General features: G+C 33.7%; 18 protein-coding genes. 8 read left to right on the plus strand and 10 right to left on the minus strand.

What is annotated here, in order from left to right:
• Position 1: 1 nt before the first annotated feature.
• The gene (locus GBH57_RS04880; protein WP_151672925.1) at positions 2 to 682 is read right to left on the minus strand and encodes a ComF family protein; all 681 of its coding nucleotides are present in this window, start codon (positions 680 to 682) and stop codon (positions 2 to 4) included.
• Positions 683 to 754: 72 nt separating this feature from the next.
• Here GBH57_RS04880 and GBH57_RS04885 point away from each other — a divergent pair, with 72 nt between their 5' ends.
• A complete protein-coding gene (locus tag GBH57_RS04885; protein ID WP_151672926.1) occupies positions 755 to 1,636 on the plus strand; it encodes a DUF8428 domain-containing protein in 882 nt (293 codons plus the stop codon).
• Between the two features lie 107 nt (positions 1,637 to 1,743).
• On the plus strand, positions 1,744 to 3,285 hold the full coding sequence (locus tag GBH57_RS04890) for a glycine--tRNA ligase (RefSeq protein ID WP_151672927.1): 1,542 nt from the start codon (positions 1,744 to 1,746) through the stop codon (positions 3,283 to 3,285).
• A gap of 105 nt (positions 3,286 to 3,390) precedes the next feature.
• On the opposite strand, the gene GBH57_RS04895 is transcribed toward GBH57_RS04890, so the two are convergent.
• Positions 3,391 to 3,747: a hypothetical protein gene (locus GBH57_RS04895; protein ID WP_151672928.1), complete on the minus strand. Its 357-nt coding sequence runs from the start codon at positions 3,745 to 3,747 to the stop codon at positions 3,391 to 3,393.
• A gap of 228 nt (positions 3,748 to 3,975) precedes the next feature.
• Between GBH57_RS04895 and GBH57_RS04900 the strand changes: the two genes are divergently transcribed.
• Together GBH57_RS04900 and GBH57_RS04905 are read left to right on the plus strand one after the other, a co-directional pair.
• Entirely contained in the window at positions 3,976 to 6,162 is a 2,187-nt protein-coding gene (locus tag GBH57_RS04900; protein ID WP_151672929.1) for a T9SS type A sorting domain-containing protein, read from the plus strand.
• A 173-nt stretch (positions 6,163 to 6,335) separates the two neighbouring features.
• Positions 6,336 to 9,287 (plus strand): T9SS type A sorting domain-containing protein, encoded by a 2,952-nt coding sequence (locus GBH57_RS04905; protein ID WP_151672930.1) that lies wholly within the window; start codon positions 6,336 to 6,338, stop codon positions 9,285 to 9,287.
• A 175-nt stretch (positions 9,288 to 9,462) separates the two neighbouring features.
• On the opposite strand, the gene GBH57_RS04910 is transcribed toward GBH57_RS04905, so the two are convergent.
• Positions 9,463 to 12,876, minus strand: a complete 3,414-nt coding sequence (locus tag GBH57_RS04910) for a DUF8818 domain-containing protein (RefSeq protein WP_151672931.1) — start codon at positions 12,874 to 12,876, stop codon at positions 9,463 to 9,465.
• A 198-nt stretch (positions 12,877 to 13,074) separates the two neighbouring features.
• Here GBH57_RS04910 and GBH57_RS04915 point away from each other — a divergent pair, with 198 nt between their 5' ends.
• The 3 genes from GBH57_RS04915 to GBH57_RS04925 all read left to right on the plus strand — a co-directional run bounded on the left by GBH57_RS04915 (position 13,075) and on the right by GBH57_RS04925 (position 16,016).
• Positions 13,075 to 13,839, plus strand: coding sequence for an exodeoxyribonuclease III (locus GBH57_RS04915; protein WP_151672932.1), 765 nt, complete (start codon positions 13,075 to 13,077; stop codon positions 13,837 to 13,839).
• Between the two features lie 61 nt (positions 13,840 to 13,900).
• Complete coding sequence (locus GBH57_RS04920) at positions 13,901 to 14,878, plus strand: OmpA/MotB family protein (RefSeq protein ID WP_151672933.1); 978 nt, start codon at positions 13,901 to 13,903, stop codon at positions 14,876 to 14,878.
• A 97-nt stretch (positions 14,879 to 14,975) separates the two neighbouring features.
• Positions 14,976 to 16,016 (plus strand): aldo/keto reductase, encoded by a 1,041-nt coding sequence (locus tag GBH57_RS04925; protein WP_151672934.1) that lies wholly within the window; start codon positions 14,976 to 14,978, stop codon positions 16,014 to 16,016.
• A gap of 7 nt (positions 16,017 to 16,023) precedes the next feature.
• Here GBH57_RS04925 and GBH57_RS04930 read toward each other — a convergent pair whose 3' ends face one another.
• The 4 genes from GBH57_RS04930 to GBH57_RS04945 form a co-directional block, all read right to left on the minus strand.
• Positions 16,024 to 16,674 (minus strand): DsbA family oxidoreductase, encoded by a 651-nt coding sequence (locus GBH57_RS04930; RefSeq protein ID WP_151672935.1) that lies wholly within the window; start codon positions 16,672 to 16,674, stop codon positions 16,024 to 16,026.
• Between the two features lie 2 nt (positions 16,675 to 16,676).
• Entirely contained in the window at positions 16,677 to 16,991 is a 315-nt protein-coding gene (locus GBH57_RS04935; protein WP_151672936.1) for an EthD family reductase, read from the minus strand.
• Between the two features lie 96 nt (positions 16,992 to 17,087).
• A complete protein-coding gene (locus tag GBH57_RS04940; RefSeq protein ID WP_151672937.1) occupies positions 17,088 to 17,636 on the minus strand; it encodes a carboxymuconolactone decarboxylase family protein in 549 nt (182 codons plus the stop codon).
• A 73-nt stretch (positions 17,637 to 17,709) separates the two neighbouring features.
• Entirely contained in the window at positions 17,710 to 18,273 is a 564-nt protein-coding gene (locus GBH57_RS04945; RefSeq protein ID WP_151672938.1) for a TetR/AcrR family transcriptional regulator, read from the minus strand.
• Between the two features lie 298 nt (positions 18,274 to 18,571).
• On the opposite strand from GBH57_RS04945, the gene GBH57_RS04950 reads away from it, so the two are divergent.
• Positions 18,572 to 20,248, plus strand: coding sequence for a sensor histidine kinase (locus GBH57_RS04950; RefSeq protein WP_151672939.1), 1,677 nt, complete (start codon positions 18,572 to 18,574; stop codon positions 20,246 to 20,248).
• A gap of 249 nt (positions 20,249 to 20,497) precedes the next feature.
• Here the strand turns inward: GBH57_RS04950 and GBH57_RS04955 are convergent, their stop codons facing one another.
• From GBH57_RS04955 to GBH57_RS16335, 3 genes are all read right to left on the minus strand, one after another.
• A complete protein-coding gene (locus GBH57_RS04955; RefSeq protein ID WP_151672940.1) occupies positions 20,498 to 21,643 on the minus strand; it encodes a T9SS type B sorting domain-containing protein in 1,146 nt (381 codons plus the stop codon).
• A 3-nt stretch (positions 21,644 to 21,646) separates the two neighbouring features.
• On the minus strand, positions 21,647 to 22,468 hold the full coding sequence (locus GBH57_RS04960; protein ID WP_151672941.1) for a hypothetical protein: 822 nt from the start codon (positions 22,466 to 22,468) through the stop codon (positions 21,647 to 21,649).
• Positions 22,469 to 22,470: 2 nt separating this feature from the next.
• The coding region (locus GBH57_RS16335) for a collagen-like triple helix repeat-containing protein (protein WP_161596067.1) at positions 22,471 to 23,853 on the minus strand (1,383 nt) is incomplete at its 5' end.

Raw genomic sequence — 23,853 nt, forward strand, 5'->3', positions numbered from 1 at the left:
ATTAAGATAGGGTTATGGCAATCACAGCAAAACTAATTTTTACACCTTTAACTTTTAGTAATTCTAAGGCACAATTTTCTAAAGTTGCTCCAGTAGTTAATATGTCATCGACAACTAATATATGTTTATTTTCTAATTCTGAAATATTCGCCAATTGAAAAACGGTGCTTTGTTCACTTCTTTTATATCTAGACTTAAAAACTTGCGAACGTGTTCGTGTTTTCTTTAAAAGCACATCTTCTCTGTAATCTATTTGTAATGAAGATGCTATTTCGGTTCCAAAACCAGTAACTTGATTATAACCTCTTTTTTGTTTTCTTTTACGATGTAATGGTACTGGAATTACGATGTCGATATCTTTGTATTCAGGAATTTCGACAAGTTCTGCACCTAACCATTTTCCAAAAAAGGCGCTAATATTTTCTTGTCCTTTGTATTTTAAATTATGAAGAATCGTTTGTGTTATTCCTTTTTTCTGAAATGCTATTAATGCAGTTGCATTTTCTACTTTGATACGTCCATAAAAAAAATCGAGCATTGTAGAAGCTCCCGTATTATGAAAGGATGCCAATGGTAGCTGATGTCTACAACTTACACATAATACTTTTTCTTTAGTATTTAGTGTTTTTGAACAAGCACTGCAAACTTTTGGAAATAAGGTATTTAACAATAGGTGCAGCATATTTTATAATTTCTTTTAGACTTTATTAATTAGCGACGCAGTACTTTAGCCCAATATTTATTTAATTACACAATGACTGAAACAAATAATAGTACCCGCTTTAAAGTATTAATAGGCGTATTGAGCGCATTATTAATAGGACTTGCAATTTACACCTTCACACTTTTTAAGGATAGTAAAGAGACAATAAGCACGATTGAAAAAGATAAAATTGAAGTGCAAAATGAACTTGAAGACCTTATTGAGAATTATAACGAGATAATTCTTGAAAATGAATCTAAAGATACTCAATTACTTGCAGCCAGAGAACGTATAGTAATGTTGCTAGACTCTGTTAAAGATTCTGAAGCAAATGTGGCTTTAATTAGGCGTTATAGAGGAGAAATAGACAAACTAAAATCTGAACGAGTTGTACTTTTTAGAAGAGCAGATTCTCTAAAATTAGCAAATCAACGATTATCTATGGAGCGCGACAGCACTACAGTTATGCTCAATGAAACTATAAAAGTTGTTGATTCTGTAAATATATCAAATCAAGAGCTTACTAAAACAGTTGAAAAAGCTGCGCTATTAGGAATTACAAACCTAAGTGGTGATGCAGTAATCGTAAGAAATAGTGGTAAAATAGTTGACACGCGTAGATCTAGCAGAGCAGATAAAATACGCGCTTGTTACACCTTAGCTCCTAATACAATAGCTCAAAAAGGAGATAGAATGCTTTATGTTCAGGTTATTAATCCAGAAAATAATGTTATAGGCGTTAAGGAAACTATGTCGTTTGCGAATGGCGACTTAACATATAGTGCAACAACAAATGTATTTTACGAAAATGAAGCCCTTGATGTTTGTACATTAGTAACAGCAACGGAAGATGAACTAATTGAAGGTCGTTATGTTGTAACCGTTTTTGATCAGGGAAGATCATTAGGAAGCACGATTATTGATTTAAAATAATTTTTCTGCAGGTTAAAACCCTATAGTTTTCTACTTAAAATTTCAGAAGAAAAATAAATTTAAATCCGCTACAATCAAATCGTAGCGGATTTTCTATTTTTGCATCTATGGCAAATAATGAAGATCAGTTTAAAAAGGTAATTGGGCACGCAAAGGAGTATGGATACATCTTTGGCTCAAGTGAAATTTACGATGGATTGAGTGCGGTTTATGATTACGCTCAAAACGGAGTTGAATTAAAGAAAAATATTCGCGAATATTGGTGGCAATCTATGGTGTATATGCACCAAAATATAGTTGGGATTGATGCAGCAATATTAATGCATCCTAAAACCTGGAAAGCTTCAGGACACGTCGATGCATTTAGTGATCCGTTAATTGATAATAAGGATTCTAAAAAGAGATATCGTGCAGATGTACTTGTAGAAGATTATGCAGAAAAACTTGAGCAAAAAGCACAAAAAGAAATTAAAAAGGCTGCAAAGCGTTTTGGTGAAGCTTTTAACGAGGAAGAGTTTGTAACAACTAATCCACGTGTAGTGGGGTACCTTAGTAAGAAAGCCGAAATTTTAAGTAGATTAGCCCGTTCACTAGAAAGTGAAGATCTTGCTGATGTTAAATTGCTTATTGAAGAACTTGAAATAGCTTGCCCATTGAGTGGAAGCAGAAATTGGACTGACGTTAAACAGTTTAATTTAATGTTTGGGACTAAGTTAGGGGCAAGTGCAGAAACTGCAACCGATTTATATTTACGTCCAGAAACAGCTCAAGGAATATTTGTAAATTTTTTAAATGTGCAAAAGACAGGAAGAATGAAAATTCCTTTTGGAATAGCACAAACAGGAAAAGCGTTCAGGAATGAAATAGTTGCTCGTCAGTTTATATTTAGAATGCGTGAATTTGAACAAATGGAAATGCAATTTTTTGTGCGACCAGGTGAGGAAATGAAGTGGTACGATCACTGGAAAGAATACCGTTTAAACTGGCATTTATCATTAGGAATGGGTAAAGAAAATTACCGTTTCCATGATCACGAAAAATTAGCGCATTACGCAAATGCAGCTTCAGATATTGAATTTAATTTTCCATTTGGTTTTAAAGAATTAGAAGGAATCCACTCAAGAACCGATTTTGATTTAAAAGCACACGAAGAGCACAGTGGTAAAAAACTCAAATTTTACGATCCAGAATTAGGTGAAAACTATACACCTTACGTGGTAGAGACTTCGATTGGTTTAGATAGAATGTTTTTAGCAGTATTGAGCCATTCGTTAATGGATGAGAAGCTCGAAGATGGATCTAGCAGAACAGTATTGAAATTACCATCTGTATTAGCTCCTGTAAAAGCAGCGGTATTTCCATTAGTTAAGAAAGATGGATTGCCTGAATTAGCGCAAGAAATTATTGAAGATCTACAATGGGATCACAATGTATTTTATGATGAGAAAGATGCTGTTGGAAAACGTTACCGTCGTCAAGATGCAGCAGGAACACCATTTTGTATTACAGTAGATCATCAAACTCTAGAAGATAAAACTGTTACTATTCGTCATAGAGATACCATGGAACAAGAGCGTGTAGCAATTGCAGATTTAAATGCTATTATCTCAAAGGATGTTTCAATGAAAGCATGGTTAAGTAAAAAATAATTTTGGAAAAGCATTCGAACTATTTTTTAATAGTAGAAAAGAAAAGGCTGCATGTTTCATATGAAATATGCAGCCTTTTTAAATTTATTAAAGTTGAAAAGTAAGTTATTTAGTTCTCATTTCAACTAATTCCACAGGATTTGCCTTTGTACAACGATTCATCATTCTAAGACCTCTAAAAGTAAACCATACTTTCATACCGTCTTTTTTGTAAGCGTCTTCAATGTTAATTGGGTCATACATAACACTTTCTTTTCCATCTGTTTTTATAACAAAAGGGCAATCACCATCAGCTTTACTTGCTACAATTGTTCCAGCCAAAAAGCCTGCGTCCATCATTTCTGTATCAGTCATAGTTGTTTTCATGTTTGATATTTCAGAATCGCTCGATGCTTTTTTTGAATTACAGCTAACTGTTAAGCAAACGCAAAGAGTAATCATTACTATTTTAAATATTTTCATAGTTCTTGGTTTAAGTTTATGAGGTGAAAATTACAAATATTGTGCCTTTATTAAACATTTAGTGAGAGTTTTTTAATCTATGATATTATTTGATATGAAATATAACATACTGTAAGTGTTGATTTTAAGTTAGTTACAAACTCATATTTAACTCATTAATGTTTGTTTTGTCACTTATTGATGGTATTTTTATACAATTAAACTTTATAACTAAAAATTACTATAAAAATGAAAATTACAAAACTACTTTTGGGTGCGGCACTATTCGTTACGGCGAGTATTTCGGCTCAACAATTAGAACAATTTCCCGCTACCGAAACTGGAATGATGGGAGCGCCAATTAATGTTCCAAGTTTAGCAGATCAATTGCGAAACGGAACTTTTATTGAAGCAGATCAAACACCACAAGAAGGACGTCCAAAAAGACAAAGAGGTAATCATGTTGTTCCAGGAAAGGGGAGTGATATTAATGATCCATTAGTACAAAAAAATAGAGCGCCATTACATAATTCAAAAGCACCTTCATTAGTTTTTGATGCTGATGCAAACTCTCAGTCAACTCCATCAGATCCAACAGGAGCTGTAGGACCAAATCACTATATTGGAGCTTGGAATTCAGCTTTCCGTATTTTCGATAAAAGTGGAAACCCACTTACAAACGAAGCGTCTTTAGCTTCTATTTTCCCAGGAAACTCCATTGGAGATCCTATTGTATTTTTTGATCCGTATATTGAAAATGGACCAGGAGAGCCAAGAGGTCGTTTTGTTATTACAGAATTTGACAGTAACCCAAATGGATTTAATGTAGCAGTTTGTCAAGGACCAGATCCAGTAAATGACGGTTGGTACGTATACACTACAGGTTTTTCAACGGGTCAGTTTCCAGATTACACTAAATTTTCAGTATGGAGTGATGCCTATTATGTAACTGCTAATATTGGTCAAACTAATAGAGTTTTTGCAGTCGAGCGTGAGCAAATGGCTCAAGGATTACCAGCGCAACGTGTTGCTTTTCCATTACCTGGAATATCCACAAGTGGTTTTTATAGCCCACATGGTTTTTCTGCTACTGGTGGATCTGAACCAGAAATTGGAAACTTTAGTGTCGTATATATGCAAGATGATGCATGGGCAGGTGTTAGTGATGATCACTTAAAAATATGGACTTTTAATGTAGATTGGGATACAACATCTAACTCTACTGTATCTGCAGCACAAATACTTCCAGTAACTGATTTTACAGGTGTATTTGATGGTGGTGGTTTTTCAAACTTAGATCAGCCAGGTGGTGGTGCAGATATTGATGCATTACAAGCTACTGTAATGAATCAAGCACAGTTTAGAAAATTTGACGGATACAATTCAGCATTATTAAACTTTGTTGTTGATACTGAAGCTGGTGCAGCTGAATTAGCAGGAATACGTTGGTATGAGTTACGTCAAACAGCTCAAGGTGAGCCTTGGACAATTTTTCAAGAAGGAACATACACAGCGCCAGATGGTAGAGATGCATTTTCTGGAAGTATGGTAATGGATATTTTTGGTAACATTGGTATGGCATATAGCTCAGTAAGTGATACAGAGCGTATTTCAATTAGATACACAGGAAGAAGAAATGGTGATCCAGCAGGTGATATGACTATTGCTGAAGAGTTAATAGCTCAGAGTACAGCAAACTGTCCAGGAAACCGTTTTGCAGATTACGTACATTTATCTATTGATCCTTTAGATGATAGCACAATGTGGCATATTGCAGAGTATTTTAACACAAATAGACGTGATGTTGTAGGTGTATTTAATCAAAGTGAAGCAGTTGTAAATGATGTTGCAGTAATCAACTTAACACCTAACACAGCTTCTGCTTTAACAAATGCAGAAACAATAACGATCGAATTACAAAACTACGGGACTGCTGCACAAACTGGAATTCCTGTAACATATAGTATTGATGGTTCAGCACCAATTGCTGAGGTTTATACTGGAACTTTAGCTCCAGGAGCAACTGATACATATAGTTTTACTGTAACTGCAGATTTATCTGCAGTACAAACATTCCGTATTGAAACTACAGCGAATGCTGCTGGAGATACCAATGCATTTAACAATGTTTATGGTGAAAATGTTCGTAATAGTGAATTATTATCAATAAATGATCTTGAATTATCTAATGCAGATTTAGTAGTTACATCTTCAGATAACAAAAACTTCGTTATCTCTATGACTACTACGTATGATAAGGTTTTACCTTTATCAGTTTATGATATTAGCGGAAAGCTTCTAGCCTTTAATAACTTAATTAAAGAAGGAAACAAATATCGTTATGAATTAGATATGAGTTACGTTGCTTCAGGTGTTTATTTAGTGAAATTAGGTTCTGGTGATTTAGAAAAATCAGCTAAATTTATAGTTAAGTAATACTGATCATTAAATTATTTGAAAGGGGAGACTTATTTAAGTCTCCCCTTTTTTCATTTTAATAATGTAATATTTGTCCCACAATAGAAGAAGTAGAGAACTTAAATGCGTGTTAATTATGTTAATATCTAGTATATTAGCAGACAATTAAATACAAACTAAATTATTACGTTATGAAACTAAAATTAACTTTATTCTTGCTTGCTTTCGCTGCAATGTTTACAGCGCAAGCACAAGAAACCGAACAAGGGGCAAATTTTGTTGGAGAAGCGACACTTGTTAGTGTCACCCCATCAATTCAGTCTCGAATGAACGAATTAACTCCAGGAGTTGCAAAAGGAGAAGCTAAAGATGGACGTCATAGTCTTAAACAACCTAAAAGAGAAGTTGTTCCAGGTAAAGGAACGCAACCAGATTATTTATCTCAAAATCAAGACTTGCTTGCAGGTAAAATAAAAGGTAGAGCAGCAACGGCTGTATGGGATGCTGGTTATACAGGCTCAAACCCAACAGATCCTGCTCTTGCAGTAGGTCCAGATCACGTATTTGTCGTTTGGAACACTTCATTTGCTATATTTGATAAAGATGGTAATGAGCTTTTAGGAGATACAAACCCTTTTCCAGCAATATTTCCAGCAAACGGATGTTGTGATTTAACAGTGTCATATGATAATCTTGCGGATAGATGGGTAATTTCATTTTTAGGATCTGGTGCTCAAATGGCAATCTCACAAACAGGGGATCCTCTAACAACAGATTGGAATATATACAACATTCCTAGTGTAAATGATTATAATAAAGTTTCGATAGGAGAAGCTGCTAGTTATTTTTTAACTGACCAAGCTAATGGGAACAGATTATACGCTATGGACAGAAACGCAATGTTAGCAGGTGCTTCTGTTGCATCTATACAAGGATTTACACTTCCTGGCTTTTCAAATTTTGGATTTGCTAGTCCACAAGCTTTAAATATTACAGATGGTAATATGCCAGCAGATGGTAATGCTACTATTGTATTCTTTCAAGATGATGCTTATGCAGGAGTAACAACAGATCACATTAAATTTTGGAATGCAGATATTGATTATGTAACACCAGGTAACTCGGTTATCTCTGTACCACAAGAAATTCCGGTGACACCTTTTACATCTATATTTGATGGTGGGTCATTTGCAAACCTTACACAACCTAACGCAGGTGGTGGTACATTAGATGCATTACAAGGTATTGTTATGAATCAAGCACAATTAAGAAAATTTCCTACATATAACTCAGCTGTATTTAATCATGTGATTGATACAGATCCAACAGCAGGTAAAAGAGCTGCGGTAAGATGGTATGAGTTTAGACAAGATAATGATTCAGCACCTTGGACATTACACCAAGAAGGTACTTACGAAGCACCTGATAATAAGCACGCTTGGAATGCATCTCTAATGATGGATAACCAAGGTAATATAGGTATGGGGTATACAGCAATGAGTATTGCTGGTACAGGAACTACTAATGTAGGTTCTTATTACACAGGAAGATTTGCTTCAGATCCATTAAATACTATGACAGTTTCAGAAGAGCCTATTGTTTTAGGAGATGGTGTTATTGTTGGTTCTAGATATGGTGATTATAGTAAAATTGATATTGACCCTAGTGATGATCAAACTTTTTACTTCGCAAATGAAGTACACACTGTTGATACACCTAATAACCAAAGAGCAGCTAATGTGGGTAGATTTAAAATAGCTCCAGATGCAGATAATGATTTAGGTGTTATTGAAATTATTTCTCCAGCAGATGGTGCATTAGGAACAACTGAGTCAGTTCAGGTTATGGTTCGTAACTTTGGAACAGTAGCTCAATCTAATTTTTCAGTTTCTTTTTCAGTAGATGGTGGGACGGTTATTACAGAAACTTTTACAGGGACAATACCTCCAGCTTCTAACGCTATGTACACATTTACTGCAACTGCAGATTTAAGTACAGATGGAACGCTTTACAACTTGTGTAGTTCAACAGCTTTAGCAGGTGATGAAATTCCTGAGAATGATGAGTTTTGTAAGGATATTACTCACTTAAATGATAATGATACAGGAGTGGTTTCTATCGATGCTCCAGCTTCAGCCTCTGGTTTAGGTGCAGCTGAAAACATTACAGTTACAATCCAAAACTTTGGAGCAGCAACACAAACTTCAATCCCTGTGTATTACACTTTTAACGGTGGTGCACAAGTAATGGAGACGTATACAGGTTCTATTGCTCAAGGAATGACAGACACATATACTTTTACAGCTTCAGAAGATTTTTCTGAACTTGGTGATTATGATGTAGTGGCAGGAACTGATTTAACAGCAGATGCAGATGCTACTAATGATGAAGTAATGACGACAATTACAAACTTTATTTGTCAGCCAGAAAGTGGTTGTTCAGGTTTTGGTGATGGTGTTACACAACTTCAATTAGCAGATCAAGATATAGTTACTGAATGTGGTACTGATCCAGAAGGATACGCAGATAATACAGATGTTGTTTTTAACTTCGTATTAAATGATAACCCTTTTGAAGGTACTTTACAAGTAGGATGGGTTGATAGTATTTATGCTATCTGGATTGACTTTAATGACAATAATACTTTTGAGCCTTCTGAATTAATTTCTTCTGAATTAGTTGCAGCAGCAGATACAGATTTCAACTTTACAGTAGATTTCTCAACGCTTACAGGAGTAACTAACGGAATGCACCTAATGCGTGTTCGTGGTGAAGATGAAAGTGGTACTGGTGATGTATTAGATCCTTGTGATGACTTACAGTTTGGCCGTACAAATGACTATACTGCTAATGTTACTGGATCTCTTGGATTTGATGATGCAAACTTCTCTGATGCAGAATTTGTAATTACAAGTACAGATAATAAGTACTTCAACCTTGAATTCAATACAACTGAATTTACAGATAATGTACCAGTGCAAGTTTACAATACATTAGGACAGAACTTAGCGTACTACGTGCTAGAAAACAACGGTGGTGGATATAGCAAAACAATTGATATGTCTTATGTTGCTAGCGGAGTTTATTTCGTAAAAATAGGAACTGAAACACTTAATAAAGTGAAGCGTATTATTGTAAAATAATAACACGTTTATTAAACTTAAAAGGTCGCATTTATTGCGGCCTTTTTTTATGCGGAAATTTTAATAGTTATTAATGATTTATGTGTCATTAATATTTCGGCTTTGCCTTGAAAACAACTTTAATGATGTATAACAAAAGGGGTGTTGTGCCGAAATTTGACTACGGAAATTATAGCTAGAAAAATGCCCTTAATTGAACGCTTCCAGTATGAATGGTGTTGCTCGCTTCACTTTTGCGACCATTATAAGTTATGTTAGCATCTAAGTATTTTGTAATTCGTTTTTGAAATAATAAGCGCCACGTAAAGTTAGTTCCTGGTTGCAATCCTTCGAGCATTTGGTAGGCAACGGGCGAAAATGCACTTCCTTCAAAGCCATTTTCTATATAAGCGAATTCTCCGTTTATGGATATTTTTTCTGCATTAGCATAGGCAAACGAAAGCCCTAACTTGTTTTGATCTAACATCTCGAGCCCATTGATAGTATTGTCTTTGTTTACTCGATTGTAAAACACATCAAAGCGTGTTTGACTATTTAATAAATAGGAAATTTTTGGATTAATTTCATAAGTATCTAAGTTATAGTTTCGGTTACTGAAATTTTCAGAAGTACTCTCATTGTTTCCAAGGCTTGTTTTTAAAGAAAATAACCAAACTTCTTTCATTTTATGGGTGAAATTAAATTGGTGACTTTTTAATGTTGAAGATTGTAAACCGAATGACTGTAAATTATCTGATGCAGTTTTTAAATACGTGTAGCTTGTTGTATATCGTTGCTTTCCTCTATTAAAAAACAGTGCATTTCTAAAGTTAAGTGTTAGCCCAAGTTGGTCCTCTCCGCCATCTTTAAAAGGGTTGATGTTAAAATCTTCGTTAGCCCTTATTATTTTACGGTCAATTACATATGAAATTGTGTTATAAAATCTCGAAAGGATTTTCAAAAACCCTTCATTTCCTGAGTACCTTTGTGGATTTAAAGTAAGTGTTTGTCCAAATTTATTTTCTCGAATCTTAACAAATACTTGATTTGGTAACAGTATTCGAACAAAATTAGCTTCATCCTGAAATTGCGCTATTTCAAATTCTTCTAGTTCTTGAACACCATTCTCATTATAGTCATTCCAAGTGTAAACACCTTCGCCAGCATCTACTTCAATGTATGTGAATTCTTGCTGAGGTACCACACCATTATTAGTGTCTATAGTGGTGTTTGATCTAAGTAATCCTTTAAATAATGTTTGATTATATAATATCCTAGCGTTTAATGATTGTTCTTTTTCTTCTACATCAACATTGTCTAGAATACGGTAATTTGCAAATATTGATAATTGCGAATTAGTGTTATTCAACAATTTACTTTTAGCGTAAAACGTATTACTTGTGCTTACTCTTTCAATATTGCTGTTGCGTAAACTATCGTTAGTTCTGTATTCATAACCTGTTTCTATAAATATTTTAGTACTATCTCCTACACCTGCAAAAACCTCATAAGCATTATATTTTAAACTTAACGGTGTGAGAGTGTCTGCTTCTTTATTACGAACACGATTATTTTCAAAACCTACTTTAGCTCCTGCCCAGGCTTTATTTAGTGTATAGGTTCCTCGAGAATAACCTCTAAAAAATTTAGTGATTTGATTCTCACCATCACTATCTAAATAACTAGACTGACTTTGAATTTTAAGTTTGTTGATTTTTAAGTTAGCGGAGACTTGGTGTCTATTTCCATTGTAATTTTCAGAATAGTTGAGGTTTTGATATTGGTAGGTAACATTTCCGTTTTTAGGTTTTGAGACTTCAAATCCGGCTGTTGAAAATCGTTGATTTCCTAGTGGGTTTGTAATGTTCCAGTCTCTGTTAAATTCAACATTATACAGTCGTTCAATATTTCTAAAATCTTCATTGATGTAATCAATGCTAGCTGCCCCTATAATCTTTAAACTATCTGGACGTGTTAGTAAATTTTGGCGTGCATCGAATCTTACAGCAATACCATCATTGTTATCATCACCAATGTCTGAAAACAAATTTAAATCGTTAACACTACCTGCGAGTTCAAAATCAACTTTAGTTTTTTCAGTAGGATGATAACTTCCATTTATACCACCTATTTGTAATTTAGTTGGTGCATTTAATCTAACAAACGGTTCATAATTACCTTGTTTAACTCCGGCAACGGGAGGTACATATTCAAATACGCGATTAATTGCATTAGTATCTGAAAGTATATAATCTCCTAGGTTATCTCCTACAAGCGTAAATCTCACATTAAACAACTCATCATCTGCATTGTTTGAGAACACGAAAAATTCCACACCGTTAGCAATCACTTTCCTATATAAAACCCGTCCTTCAGTAAATTCTTCGGGGCTAGCTGAAGGTGCATTCATTAAACTCATGTCATCTCCAGCTTCTTGAAGGATTGCAACTTGTTCTTCGCTTAGGTTTTGTTGTAAAGGTTGGTTTTTAGCATCATTTTCAGTGTAAACATAAGCGCCTATGTCAAATGTTTCGCTAGTATATTCTCCACCACCATAACCTATAAAACGCGTATAGCTACGTTCTGTGGCTTGATATTCGACTCTAATACGCATATTGGCATTAATGGGGTAGGTAGGGTTAAATTTAATTTCACCTGCATTGTAATCTATTATATAGTCCTCATTCTCGCCACGCTTTAATAGAATCCCATTTACATATACATTTTCACTTCCTGACACAATTAAAACTAAAAGTTCTCCATTAGGTCCAACAAGTTTATAGGGTCCTTGATTTCCTTCTTGACCAACAAAATTACTTTGTGTAAAAACTCCTCTCACTAAAGCTCCTGCAGCATAAGCATTTGTTTTAGCTCCACTATCGTGGTTGATAGTTCCTCCTAATGAAATACCTTGAACTTTTTTAGTAAAATTAGCAAAATAGCTGCCGCTATTTTGAAGGTCTACATCTCCGGCTCTAATATTCCAGTTATCGCTATATAGTTCAATAAATATTTGATCAAATTCATCAAGATTTTGCGAATACCCACCTTGTTGTGAGGGGATATTCGCATCTTGTATGGAGGCTCTAATTGAAACCTTATCATTTAGTTTTCCAGTTATTTGTAAGTCTAATTGTGAGTCCACAACCGCGTTTTGATTATTACCAATAGTAATACCTCTTGAGATACTCCCGGCGGTATTTAGACCGTCGAAAGGTGTAAAATTTTCGTCACGTGTACTTTGGTCTAAAGTATATAACTTGTCTATTGCACCTTCGCTATTTACAATAACAGATTCATCTATTTGAAAATAATCTTTAGTTAAAAATTCGGGATAGCGTAAATATTCAATGGTGATTGAGTCATTTTCACCCAGTACTATTTCAGAAAGAATTAACTCGCTTTTTGTAAAATCTATTTGATAATTTGTTGAATCAATAACTTTTCCGCTAAAATCGAGTACGCTAAATTTAGAGGGATTGATAGAAACTGAATCTACAAGAATTTTACTATTAATAGCTACCTTTTTAGTTTGAGACAAGGTGCTTGTATCCTGACCGTAAATTGCGGTGGTTAAAAACAGTAAAAATACAGCTAGAACTACTTTCATATTTTGCTCAACAAGGCTACCAATTAAGGTTATAACGTTTGTTTTTACTATTTGTTGATTGTTTTGTGAAAACCTTTCGGAGATCGTGTATTGTAAAAATACAATCTTATTTAATTTCGCAGAGAAGTTAAGGGGCTTCCATTGCCAATAAGATTTATTAAACTTGAAAATTAAACGCCCTATTTAAGGATATAATTTATGAAAATACTAAGCTATAATGTTAACGGAATACGCGCAGCAATGCGAAAGGATATGCTACAATGGTTGCAAACTACTAAAGCAGATGTAGTGTGTATACAGGAAACTAAAGCAAACGAAGAGCAGGTTGATACAGACGAAATTACAACTGCGGGATATCCCTTTCAATATTGGTTTAGTGCACAAAAAAAAGGATATAGTGGTGTTGCGATTTTTTGTAAAAAAGAACCTAAACACGTTGAATATGGTACGGGAATAGAATCTATGGATTTTGAAGGTCGAAATATTAGAGTTGATTATGATGGGGTGAGTATTATGAGCTTATACCTCCCAAGCGGAACAAATAACGCACGACTCGAGCATAAATTTGAATTTATGGATCTTTTTCAAAACTATGTTAATGAGCTTAAAAAGGAAATTCCAAATCTTGTAATTACAGGAGATTTCAATATTTGTCACGAAGAGATAGATATCCACAATCCTAAAAGTAATAAAAATACAAGTGGGTTTTTGCCAGTAGAACGCGAATGGATTGGTAATTTTATTAACAACGGTTTTATAGATAGTTTTAGACATTTAAACAAGGAGCCTGATAACTATACTTGGTGGAGTTATCGTGCAAATTCTAGAGCAAATAATAAAGGATGGCGAATTGACTACAACATGGTTTCAGAACCTTTACAAGATAAAATAAAACGAAGCGTTATACTTCCAGCAGCAGTGCATAGTGATCATTGCCCACATATGGTTGAGTTAGATGTGTAAAAGCTAGATAGCTTTCTATATTAATTATTATGAATAACCCCAAATTCTAAAACCTATAAAAATGAAATTAAAAAATAGCTTTACAGCGCTTTTTGTTGTAGTATCCCTTTCAAGTTGTGTTTCATCCAAAATTTATGAAGATTTAAAAGAAAATAACAATTCTTTGAAAGAAGAGAATGCGGAGTTATTATCTCAAATAGATGGTGTTCCGGGAGGTGCTTCAGGTGTTGAGGTTTCTAAATTGAGAGGTCAAATGGAAACCCTAACTGCAGATAAAATGAGAGCCGAAATGGAACTCGCAGGAGTTACACAAGATTATAATAGGCTTAAAGAGAGCTATGATGCACTTGCGGAAAATAGTAGTGAAAACTTAGCTGAAAATCTAGAGCGTAACAGAAGGTTATTAGCACAATTAGAAGAGAAAGAGCGATTATTAAATCAAAAAGAAATTGATTTAAATACTAAAGAGCAAACACTACTTAGAGCTCAAAAGGAACTAGAAGCCAGTTCTAATAGAGTAGCAGAATTAGAAAGTATTATTGCTGCCAAAGATGCTAAAATGCGCGCTTTAAAAAATGCGATCTCTGCAGCCTTATCTAATTTTGAAGGAAATGGATTAACGGTAGAACAACGCGATGGTAAGGTGTATGTTTCTATGGAAAATAAGTTGCTTTTTGCAAGTGGAAGTTGGGATGTAAATAACCGTGGAAGAGAAGCTGTTGTTGAGCTTGGGAAAGTGCTTGGTGATAATAAAGAAATTGCCGTATTAATTGAAGGACATACAGATAATGTGCCTTATGGTGAAAAGGGATTGATAAAAAATAACTGGGATCTTTCCACTAAAAGAGCCACAGCAATTGTGAATATCTTAACAGAAAATGATAATATTCCAAAAGAAAATCTTACTGCTGCAGGTAGAGGAGAGTTTGCACCTTTAGTGTCTAATACTACTACAGAAGGAAGAGCAAAAAACCGTCGTATCGAAGTAATATTAACCCCTAAATTAGATGAAATATCTAAGCTATTAAACGAAATGTAATAGAAGAAATACCAATTCTACTAATTAAAGTGACTACTATTAAAGTGTTTAATTATTACTATTCTATAAAAGTAATTTTGCATTGATAAAATAAATAATGAGGTATACAACGCTCCCAAATACAGATTTAAAAGTTTCAAAAATATGCTTAGGTTCTATGACTTGGGGACGTCAAAATACTGAAGCTGAAGGCCACGAACAAATTGATTTTGCATTAGACAAAGGAGTAAATTTTATTGATACAGCAGAGATGTACTCAGTACCTTTTACAATGGAGACTTATGGACGAACAGAGGAAATTATTGGAACTTGGTTAGCTAAATCTGGTAGAAGACAAGACATTGTATTAGCTTCTAAAATTACAGGCCCGGGAAGGGGAATATTTTCAGATATACGAGAACATTTAGATTTTAGCCCTGCATCAATTGAAGATGCATTACATAAAAGTCTGAACCGGTTACAAACAGATTATTTAGACTTATATCAACTACATTGGCCAGAACGCGCAGTAAATATTTTTGGGGTTCGAGATTATAATCATGAGCCAAACGCAAAATGGAATGATAATATAGCCGAAATTTTAGAGCGATTAGAATGTTTTGTTAAGCAAGGAAAAATTAAACACATAGGTTTAAGTAATGAAACTCCTTTTGGGACGATGCGATATATGGAAGAGCACCGTAAAGGAAAACTTAAAATGGTGAGTATCCAGAACGCTTATAATTTATTACAACGTCGTGATGAGATAGCACTTGCAGAAGTTTTACAAATGGAAAACATTGGGTATTTACCATATTCACCATTAGCTTTTGGAAATCTTTCAGGAAAATATCTTAATAATAAAACTCCAGAAAAAGCACGTGTAACTTTATTTCCTAATTATTCAAGATACTCAAGCCAAGCTTCTATTAAGGCAATTGAAGCTTATAATGAAATTGCGAAAAAGCACGGTTTGTCGCTAACACAACTTTCACTTTCGTTTGTAAATGATCGCCCATTTGTTAGTTCTAACATTATTGGAGCGACTACAATAACACAGCTTGAAGAAAATATTGATAGTGTTAATTTGCGTCTTTCTGCTGAAATATTAAAGGAGATAGAGCACGTACATACATCAATACCTAATCCAGCTCCTTAATATTAGCTTACTTTTGCTCCGCAATTAACTCGCTTAATACTTCTTTAAATACATCAACAGGTTGCGCACCTGTTACAGCACTTTTTCGGTTGAAAACTATGGTAGGGACAGAAGTAACTCCCATTTGTTGCCAATAGCCTTCTTTAGTTTTAACTTCTATTAGAGCATCTTCATTATCTAATTTAGCCATTCCTTCCTCAGCATTTAAGCCTACATCTAGCAAGGCCTGTTTTAATACATCTCTTTTAGAAACATCTTTTCGCTCACTAAAAAACGAAGCAGTTAATCGCATTTTCAATTGAGTTTGTTTGTTGAATGCTTTTGCATATTCTAATAAAATGTGAGCCTCAAGCGTATTTACCATGCGCATTTCATCAAAATAATCGAAAGTAAAACCTAGTTCTGCACCAGCTTCAGCCATATGTTGTTGTGATGCTCTTTGTTGTTCTAAAGTAGCTCCGTATTTTTCTCTAATATGCTCAATTACATTTTGACCTTCCTCTGGCATTTGGGGATTTAACTCAAAAGGTTGCCATTCAATTTCCACTTCATCTGCAACACCAAGATCAGATATTGCTTTTTCTAAACGTTTATATCCGATGGTACACCAAGGGCAAACCACATCTGAAACGATATCAATTTTTAATTTCTCTTTCATAATTAAAGTATTATAAGTTCACTAATTTGAAGTTCTCCTTGCACGTTGCTGTAGTTTTTTACGTCATCAGCAAATGTTTGTGCGTGCGGTCTAAATGAAGTTTTAAATGACTCTATACTATCAAATTTTAAATGAGCAATAGCAACATATGGAGCTAATTCTCCAGGTACTCTACTAGCGACCCCTAAATCTAACTCTATCCCTTTTAGTGCATCTCCAACCAATTGAGAAACCATTGGTAAATGCTTGTTTTTATAATAATCAGTGTCAAATTTTACATTATCACTGTTTGGATACATAACTGATACTTTTATCATCACTGTTTCTTTATTAATAAGCAATACCCTTCCGCATTTACTAGAAGGGTAAAGCTAATAATTATTATTATCGCCGTAGTATTGTTTTACTACAGATTATTTTTTCCAAGAAAATTTTTGGAAAGGAGCATCTACAGCAGTATTTGCAATATGATTTGTATAATTACTAATGATTTTTTGAGATAATCCTAAGATAATTTCAAGGATTTGTTGCTCACCGTAACCTGCTTCGTAAAAAGCATTTAATTCTTCTTGATTAACGTTACCTCGATTTCGTACAATAGTTAATGTCATTGTGCGTAATGCTTCAAGTTTTGGATTTTCTAAAGGTGTTTCATTTCTTAAAGCCTCTGTAATACTTTCATCAACCTTCATCATATGTGCAATTGCAGTATGCGCAGGTACACAGTAATGGCATTCATGCTCTACATTAATTGTTTGCCACACAACAGTTAATTCATCTTTATCGAACGAAGTATCTGTAAATAATTTATGAATGTTTTGATAAGCTTCTAAAATTCCAGGTGCTCCAGCTAATACGCCATGAAGACCAGGAATCATTCCGTTAGATTTTAGTGATTGCTCTAATAATGCTTTGCTTCCTTCTGGAGCAGACTCGATAGTGTGAACTTTTAATGTTGTCATAATTTCTATTTTAAATTTTGATAATTGTCTATTATTAACTAAACAATCGTTTAGTTATGGTGTAAAAAAAAGTTTAGATGTTTTTAAATGTCATTTCAATATAATCTTTAATCTCTTGCTTACTATTTACTCTTGCAGCAGCGGCCAAACCATGCTTAGCTAATACTAAATAATTGGCTTGTTTTAATATGGTTTCTTCGTCTTTTGAAGAATCCATTCTTAATTTTTCAATAAATGATCCTTTGAGATTATCCATAAAAGAAGCCATTTCTTCTTTTATTAATTGATCTTCAGTTTCTGAAAATTCATTATAAGTATTTGTCAACAAACATCCTTTTAGTTCTTCGTTATTAAAGTTTGAATTAACAGAGTCGTAAAAAAACTCCTTAATATCTGCTACACCGTTAGATGCTTTACTAAACTTTTCAAAAATTGAACGGATTTTAGTTTTATAACATTTCAGACTTTCAATAAAAAGGCCATGTTTACTTCCAAAACTTGAGTAAATAGAAAATTTATTAATACCCATTTCTTTTTCAAGCATTTGCATTGAAGTTGTTTCGTACCCATTTTTCCAAAACAAATTCATTGCTTTTTCAAGTACCTCTTCTTCTATATATTCTTTTTTTCTTGCCATTACTTTTTTAACACATCACAAAACTAAACAATCGTTTAGTAAAAACAATCTCTTTTAACTTTTAATTAATAACCATCTAAATTTTGACGCACAAAATAAAATTGTTAAATCAAATTTCAGAATTAAATTAATGGAAGATTTTTAGAAGAAATATTCTTTATTGAAAATTGGTAATTTTTTTTAGCTAAAAACGACTACTCAAACCATACGCAAGTACTTATTTATAATTTAGTCACTAATATTTATGTGATTTCTGTACTTAGTTTGTTAAATTGTTAGCCCCCATCTAATTTATGTTATGAATTTTTTCAAAAAAAATAGCCATTGGCTTCTTTTAACCATATTCCTTGTTATTGTTGGCTTCTTTTTTTTCTATTTACATTCTGAATCTAAGCAAAATGAATTAGAGGCTCGTTTACTAAAATTAGAGAATCAACATAATAGATCAATAGATAAGTTAACAAGTTCTATTGATAAATTTGCAGGATTAGTCGCAGGTATGCGTTCGTATATGAATATGTCTACAGAGCTTCCTTCAACTGAAAATTTTCAAAACTTTGTAAAGAATCAATATTCCGATTTAAAATTAGATGATTCTATAGTGGTTTCTTACGTAAATACTTCTCACGTATTTATGCAATCTTTTACAAGAAACACGATTGATCCTGTGAACTTAGTAGGCCAATCTGTAAAAGATTTTAGAACTAAAGAGAAGATGAAAAATCTTGATGAATTAATGACTCACGACGCATTGAGTATGTTTCCACCATTAAATTTATTAGAAGGTTGGGTAGGATTGCCAATGAATTTTAGAGTGCATCGAAAAGGCGTGACAGTTGGTTATGTAGCGCCTATAATTAGTTTTAAAGCTATCTTAGACGATATTTATAAAGAAGACTTGGATAATGAATTTGTATTTAGATTTATTACAGAAGAAGGCTTTGATTTTGATAGGGAAATAGCTCATAATAACACTACGGTTTATACTACTAAAAGTGATACTGAGTATTACAAAAATTATGACATTGACACTTCACAATTTTTATATACTACAAAAAACTTTTATGGTTTTGATTTAACAATTGGTACTGCATATAAATTTCCTCTAGAGGAAAATACCGCCTATAGTAGTTTGCTTTTTCTTTGGTATTTTACTATTTCATTATTAGCAATAATTATAACCTGGCAGGTTAATAGGTTTAAAAAACTAAATGTAATGTTGTATAATAACAACATGTTATTGCTTCAGAATAAAGAAGAAATAAGCGATAAGAATAATGAATTGCAAAAATTGAACATTACACAAACTAAATTTTTCTCAATTATAGGTCATGATATAAAACAGCCATTAAATGGAATTGAAGGATTATTAAGTTTGCTCAAATATGAAAAAATAGATGATCCAGATTTAGCTGAAATTATAAGAAGTTTAGAAAAGTCAACAAATAATACAACTAATTTATTGAATAATTTATTGCGTTGGGCACGTTCACAAACTGGAGACATACAATATGTGCCTACTTCATTAAATTTAAGTGTGATTTTAGAGGAAGTAATTGAAACAGCTCATTCTCAAGCTAAAGAAAAACAAATAACTATTATTTATGAACCTCAATTAGAACTTCGATATATAGGTGATAGAGATATGCTCAGTACTATTTTTAGAAACCTTATTTCAAATGCTATAAAGTTCACCAATCTTGGTGGAACTATAGAGATAGAAACACAGAAAGTAGGTAATACAATTGAAATAACAGTAAATGATAGTGGTATTGGAATGTCTGCAGAGGAGGTAGATTCGTTATTTAAATTAGATACACAAATTACCACCGTAGGTACTTCAGGTGAAACCGGCACTGGTCTAGGATTAATTCTTTGCCATATGTTTGTGAAAAATCACGATGGACATATTCTTGTAAATAGTGAGCCAGAAGTTGGAACTCAATTTACAATTGTGTTACCAAATGAACTTTAATAGAACTCTAACATTTAGTGTAATTTGACAATATAAACGACCTTAACTTTAGGTTTATCTATTTAAAAAAAAAACGAAATAAGAAAAACACCTATTAATTATATTTGTTGTATATCAGGCAACTATTTTAGTTTCTTTTCATCGATTTTGCTTGGGAGAATTTACTTATTGCTGAAAACAAAATCTCCATATTTTACAAATAGAAAGAGAGATTTTGTTTGATAGTTTTAATGTTTTCAGGATTATTCTTTAACGATTAATATAAAATGGTCCTGCCATATTGTTTTTACCGTTAATTTTAAGAACATAATAGTATGTCCCAACTGGAAGAATATTTTCTTGATTTATCGTTGCGCGACCATCAGATATACCATTAAATGAATTGTCATAGCTGCTTTTGCGATATACTTCAACTCCCCATCTATTATAAAGTATTAATTCATTGTCAGGGAATGCTTCTAATCCACCAATTACTAGAAAATCATTGTTACCATCTCCATTAGGTGTAATAATATCATAAATAGTTACTGATCCATCAGCTTTTAATACTGAACCAATAGTGATAATTTCAAATTCATTAGGGATAAAACTTTCTGAAGTAATAGTCCCGGTTTCAAAATTTCCTGTTGTTGCAATATTTCCTAAGTCTTCCCATTTTTGGTTATTAATAGAGAAGCCAACTACTCTTAAATCATTTAAAGATTGTGCTAGAATTTCTATTAAACTTTGTGAATCCCAGGTAAGTTGTGCTTGCGTACTTTCAGTTCCATTTAAATCCCAATACTCCTGAGTGCTGATGATACTTAATTCAGGTTCAAAAGTATCTGTGTTGAAGCTTTCATTAAAAGTTGAAGGGCTGTTAGGATCTTCAAAAAAGTATGCAGATTGAAATCTTTCGCTCGTAAAATTAGTAGGAATTACTGACAAAGGCCTTAATCTATAATCATCACCTATAGGAAACTTGAAATCTAATTCTCCAGTTACTGTTGCGTATCCATCAGTATGTCTATTGTCATTTTCGCCAAAATAAATACTATTATTTAAAAAGTCTAAATTAACATTTAAGTCATTTCTTGGGGTAATAATGAGTCCATCTATATAGTCTATCATATTTGTAACACCCACTGAAACATCTAAGTTGAGGTTGTCAACGACTGCAATTTCCATATCTTTAAAAATAGGTCTATTTGAACCAGATACAGTTAAGTTGCTATCTGAATTATAAAAACCAGCAAGACCTTCATTGTTGTCAAATGTTCCGTCGTTAATTACATCGACGTGAAAACCAATAGCCCCATTGTCGTGTATTTTAGCATTTCCGAAGTTATGGAAAGCATCTTGTCCAAAACTAATTTGAAATAATAGGACAAATAATATATATATTAATTTATTCATATTTTATTTATAGGCAGTATATAATACAACTACATTATCAGCTTTAGTGCTTACATTTATTGTAAACCCGTTTAAATCGAAGCTTGCTAAGCTTGCAAGTGTTCTTCCTAAAGCAACACCATTTTGATTTCCATATCTAATACCAATGCAGTTTGAACTAGAAGCATATCTTGATATATCATTAATTGAGTTACCACTACCACCAACATATATAACTTGTTGTGTTGTAGTTCCAGAATCATTTCTTGCAAATCCATTCATAGTACCAAAAGAATTAGATAATCCTGTATTATTATCACCAACACCATTATCTGAATCTAGGTTTAGAGTTTCCACGTTTGCGTGTGCAACAAACGTAATTGAGGAAGGTTCAAAAGGTAATCCTGTAATGATTTGATTTCCAGTTCCAGTGATAATAAAACTTCCAGTGTAAACTGTTGGTCCCAAATAAGCACCGCCATTTGTGCCAACTTCTAACTGGTTATCATTATCAGCTGCAATTACTTGAGCTGTAGTTTGGGTTCCAGCTTCATTAGTATAAGTTATTTCTCCTGTTACACTAGAATCGTTCTGCGAAAAAGAGGTGTTAGTTTCTGATGCACTTGTAGCACTCCATCCTGTTGTTGTATATACATAAACTTTTTCATCTGTAGGATTATATAACAAACTCCCAATAATAGGAGAAGTTATATTCCCTAATGCTGTTGTTGGTACACTATTTAAACCTAACATTTCTTCTCCTGTAGGAGTTTGTGAGAATGCTGATTGTATAATGCAAATACTTGCAAGAATTAAAAATACTCTTAGAGATTTTATGTTTTTCATATTTATCTTGTGTAAAATGTAACTGTTACTGGAGCTGAAGGATTTTGAGTCCCATAATTGTCACCAGCAGGTGATGGTTGATTTCCAGAAATAATTATATTAGCATATGCTGCTAGTGGTGCTGTACTTGTAATTAAATGATTGAAAGTTCCATCTGCATTATTGGCTGTTGTTATTGTATAGTTTCCAGTAGACACATTTGGAATTGTACTATACGAAGTATTACTTATTAAGACTTCATAATCTGTTGCTGTCCCAGTTGTGTTTCTATACTGCATACTGAAAGTGTTTCTATCAGCAAAATTATCAAGTGTTAATGTACTAGAATCAGCAGTGCCAATAGGTGAAGCGGTAGATCCAGTACTAGTACCGCTAATTAAAGAAGTAGATTGAATAACATCAGTCACTACTTCTTTAGTAGCCGAGGTGTTAAAGTACCAAACTTCATCTACCAATGGATCTGCTGATGTACCGTTATCTCCAGTTGCAACCATTACTTGGAAGCCGTTTGCTGTTTGTGTTCCTGTAACTACTGAAACTAATCTTGAATCACGATTAACAATATCTTCTTGTGCACCAAATGTAATATCGTAGTTAGCGCCATTAGGATGAGCAGTTGTGAATGCAACAGTGTATCTACCTGTTCCAGTTCTAGTTACTGTGCTATTAATATTAAATGAGTTTGTACCGTTTGCTTGTGTGTGTGCTGCAGCAAATACATATCCGATTGTCTCTTTTACAAGTGTAATTGTTGGAGAAACTCCGTCAGCACCATCAGCACCGTCAGCACCATCCGCCCCAGCGGGTCCTTGTGGTCCAGCAGGTCCTTGTGGTCCAGTTGCACCAACAGCTCCGTTTGAACCATCTGCCCCAGCAGGTCCTTGTGGTCCAGTTGCTCCGTCAGCTCCGGCAGGTCCTTGCGGTCCAGTTGCTCCGTCAGCACCATCAGCTCCAGCAGGTCCTTGTGGTCCAACTATGCCAACTGTAGTTGTAACATTATTTTCATTAGTATATGTTACTGTACCATCCCCATTATCTATCAATGTGGTTACTGTGTCATTAGTGTCAATTATAATTTCTGTACCGAAATCATCTGTAATGGTAAAAGTACCATCTCCATTGTCCGCTACTTCTGCAATTTTTGCATCAAAAGTAGTTTCTGTTCCGTCTTCATCAGTGTAAGTGAATGTTCCGTTTGCGTTGTCTTCTAAAGTACTTAGCGTTTCAGTAAAAGTAGTTTCTGTTCCATCTTCTGAAGTGTAGGTGAAACTTCCGTCTCCATTGTCTTCTAAAGTGGTTACAGTGTTGTTAGTGTCAATTATAATTTCTGTACCGAAATCATCTGTAATGGTAAAAGTACCATCTCCATTGTCCGCTACTTCTGC

The sequence above is a fragment of the Patiriisocius marinus genome (genome assembly GCF_008974325.1).
Lineage (GTDB): Bacteria > Bacteroidota > Bacteroidia > Flavobacteriales > Flavobacteriaceae > Patiriisocius > Patiriisocius marinus.

Excerpts from the sequence above, each read along its gene's own strand:
- GBH57_RS04905 (WP_151672930.1), top strand. The coding sequence starts at position 6,336 with ATGAAACTAAAATTAACTTTATTCTTGCTTGCTTTCGCTGCAATGTTT.
- GBH57_RS04930 (WP_151672935.1), bottom strand. The coding sequence starts at position 16,674 with ATGAAAGAGAAATTAAAAATTGATATCGTTTCAGATGTGGTTTGCCCT.
- GBH57_RS04915 (WP_151672932.1), top strand. The coding sequence starts at position 13,075 with ATGAAAATACTAAGCTATAATGTTAACGGAATACGCGCAGCAATGCGA.
- GBH57_RS04910 (WP_151672931.1), bottom strand. The coding sequence starts at position 12,876 with ATGAAAGTAGTTCTAGCTGTATTTTTACTGTTTTTAACCACCGCAATT.
- GBH57_RS04895 (WP_151672928.1), bottom strand. The coding sequence starts at position 3,747 with ATGAAAATATTTAAAATAGTAATGATTACTCTTTGCGTTTGCTTAACA.
- GBH57_RS04925 (WP_151672934.1), top strand. The coding sequence starts at position 14,976 with ATGAGGTATACAACGCTCCCAAATACAGATTTAAAAGTTTCAAAAATA.
- GBH57_RS04940 (WP_151672937.1), bottom strand. The coding sequence starts at position 17,636 with ATGACAACATTAAAAGTTCACACTATCGAGTCTGCTCCAGAAGGAAGC.
- GBH57_RS04920 (WP_151672933.1), top strand. The coding sequence starts at position 13,901 with ATGAAATTAAAAAATAGCTTTACAGCGCTTTTTGTTGTAGTATCCCTT.
- GBH57_RS04955 (WP_151672940.1), bottom strand. The coding sequence starts at position 21,643 with ATGAATAAATTAATATATATATTATTTGTCCTATTATTTCAAATTAGT.
- GBH57_RS04960 (WP_151672941.1), bottom strand. The coding sequence starts at position 22,468 with ATGAAAAACATAAAATCTCTAAGAGTATTTTTAATTCTTGCAAGTATT.
- GBH57_RS04880 (WP_151672925.1), bottom strand. The coding sequence starts at position 682 with ATGCTGCACCTATTGTTAAATACCTTATTTCCAAAAGTTTGCAGTGCT.
- GBH57_RS04885 (WP_151672926.1), top strand. The coding sequence starts at position 755 with ATGACTGAAACAAATAATAGTACCCGCTTTAAAGTATTAATAGGCGTA.
- GBH57_RS04935 (WP_151672936.1), bottom strand. The coding sequence starts at position 16,991 with ATGATAAAAGTATCAGTTATGTATCCAAACAGTGATAATGTAAAATTT.
- GBH57_RS04890 (WP_151672927.1), top strand. The coding sequence starts at position 1,744 with ATGGCAAATAATGAAGATCAGTTTAAAAAGGTAATTGGGCACGCAAAG.
- GBH57_RS04950 (WP_151672939.1), top strand. The coding sequence starts at position 18,572 with ATGAATTTTTTCAAAAAAAATAGCCATTGGCTTCTTTTAACCATATTC.
- GBH57_RS04900 (WP_151672929.1), top strand. The coding sequence starts at position 3,976 with ATGAAAATTACAAAACTACTTTTGGGTGCGGCACTATTCGTTACGGCG.
- GBH57_RS04945 (WP_151672938.1), bottom strand. The coding sequence starts at position 18,273 with ATGGCAAGAAAAAAAGAATATATAGAAGAAGAGGTACTTGAAAAAGCA.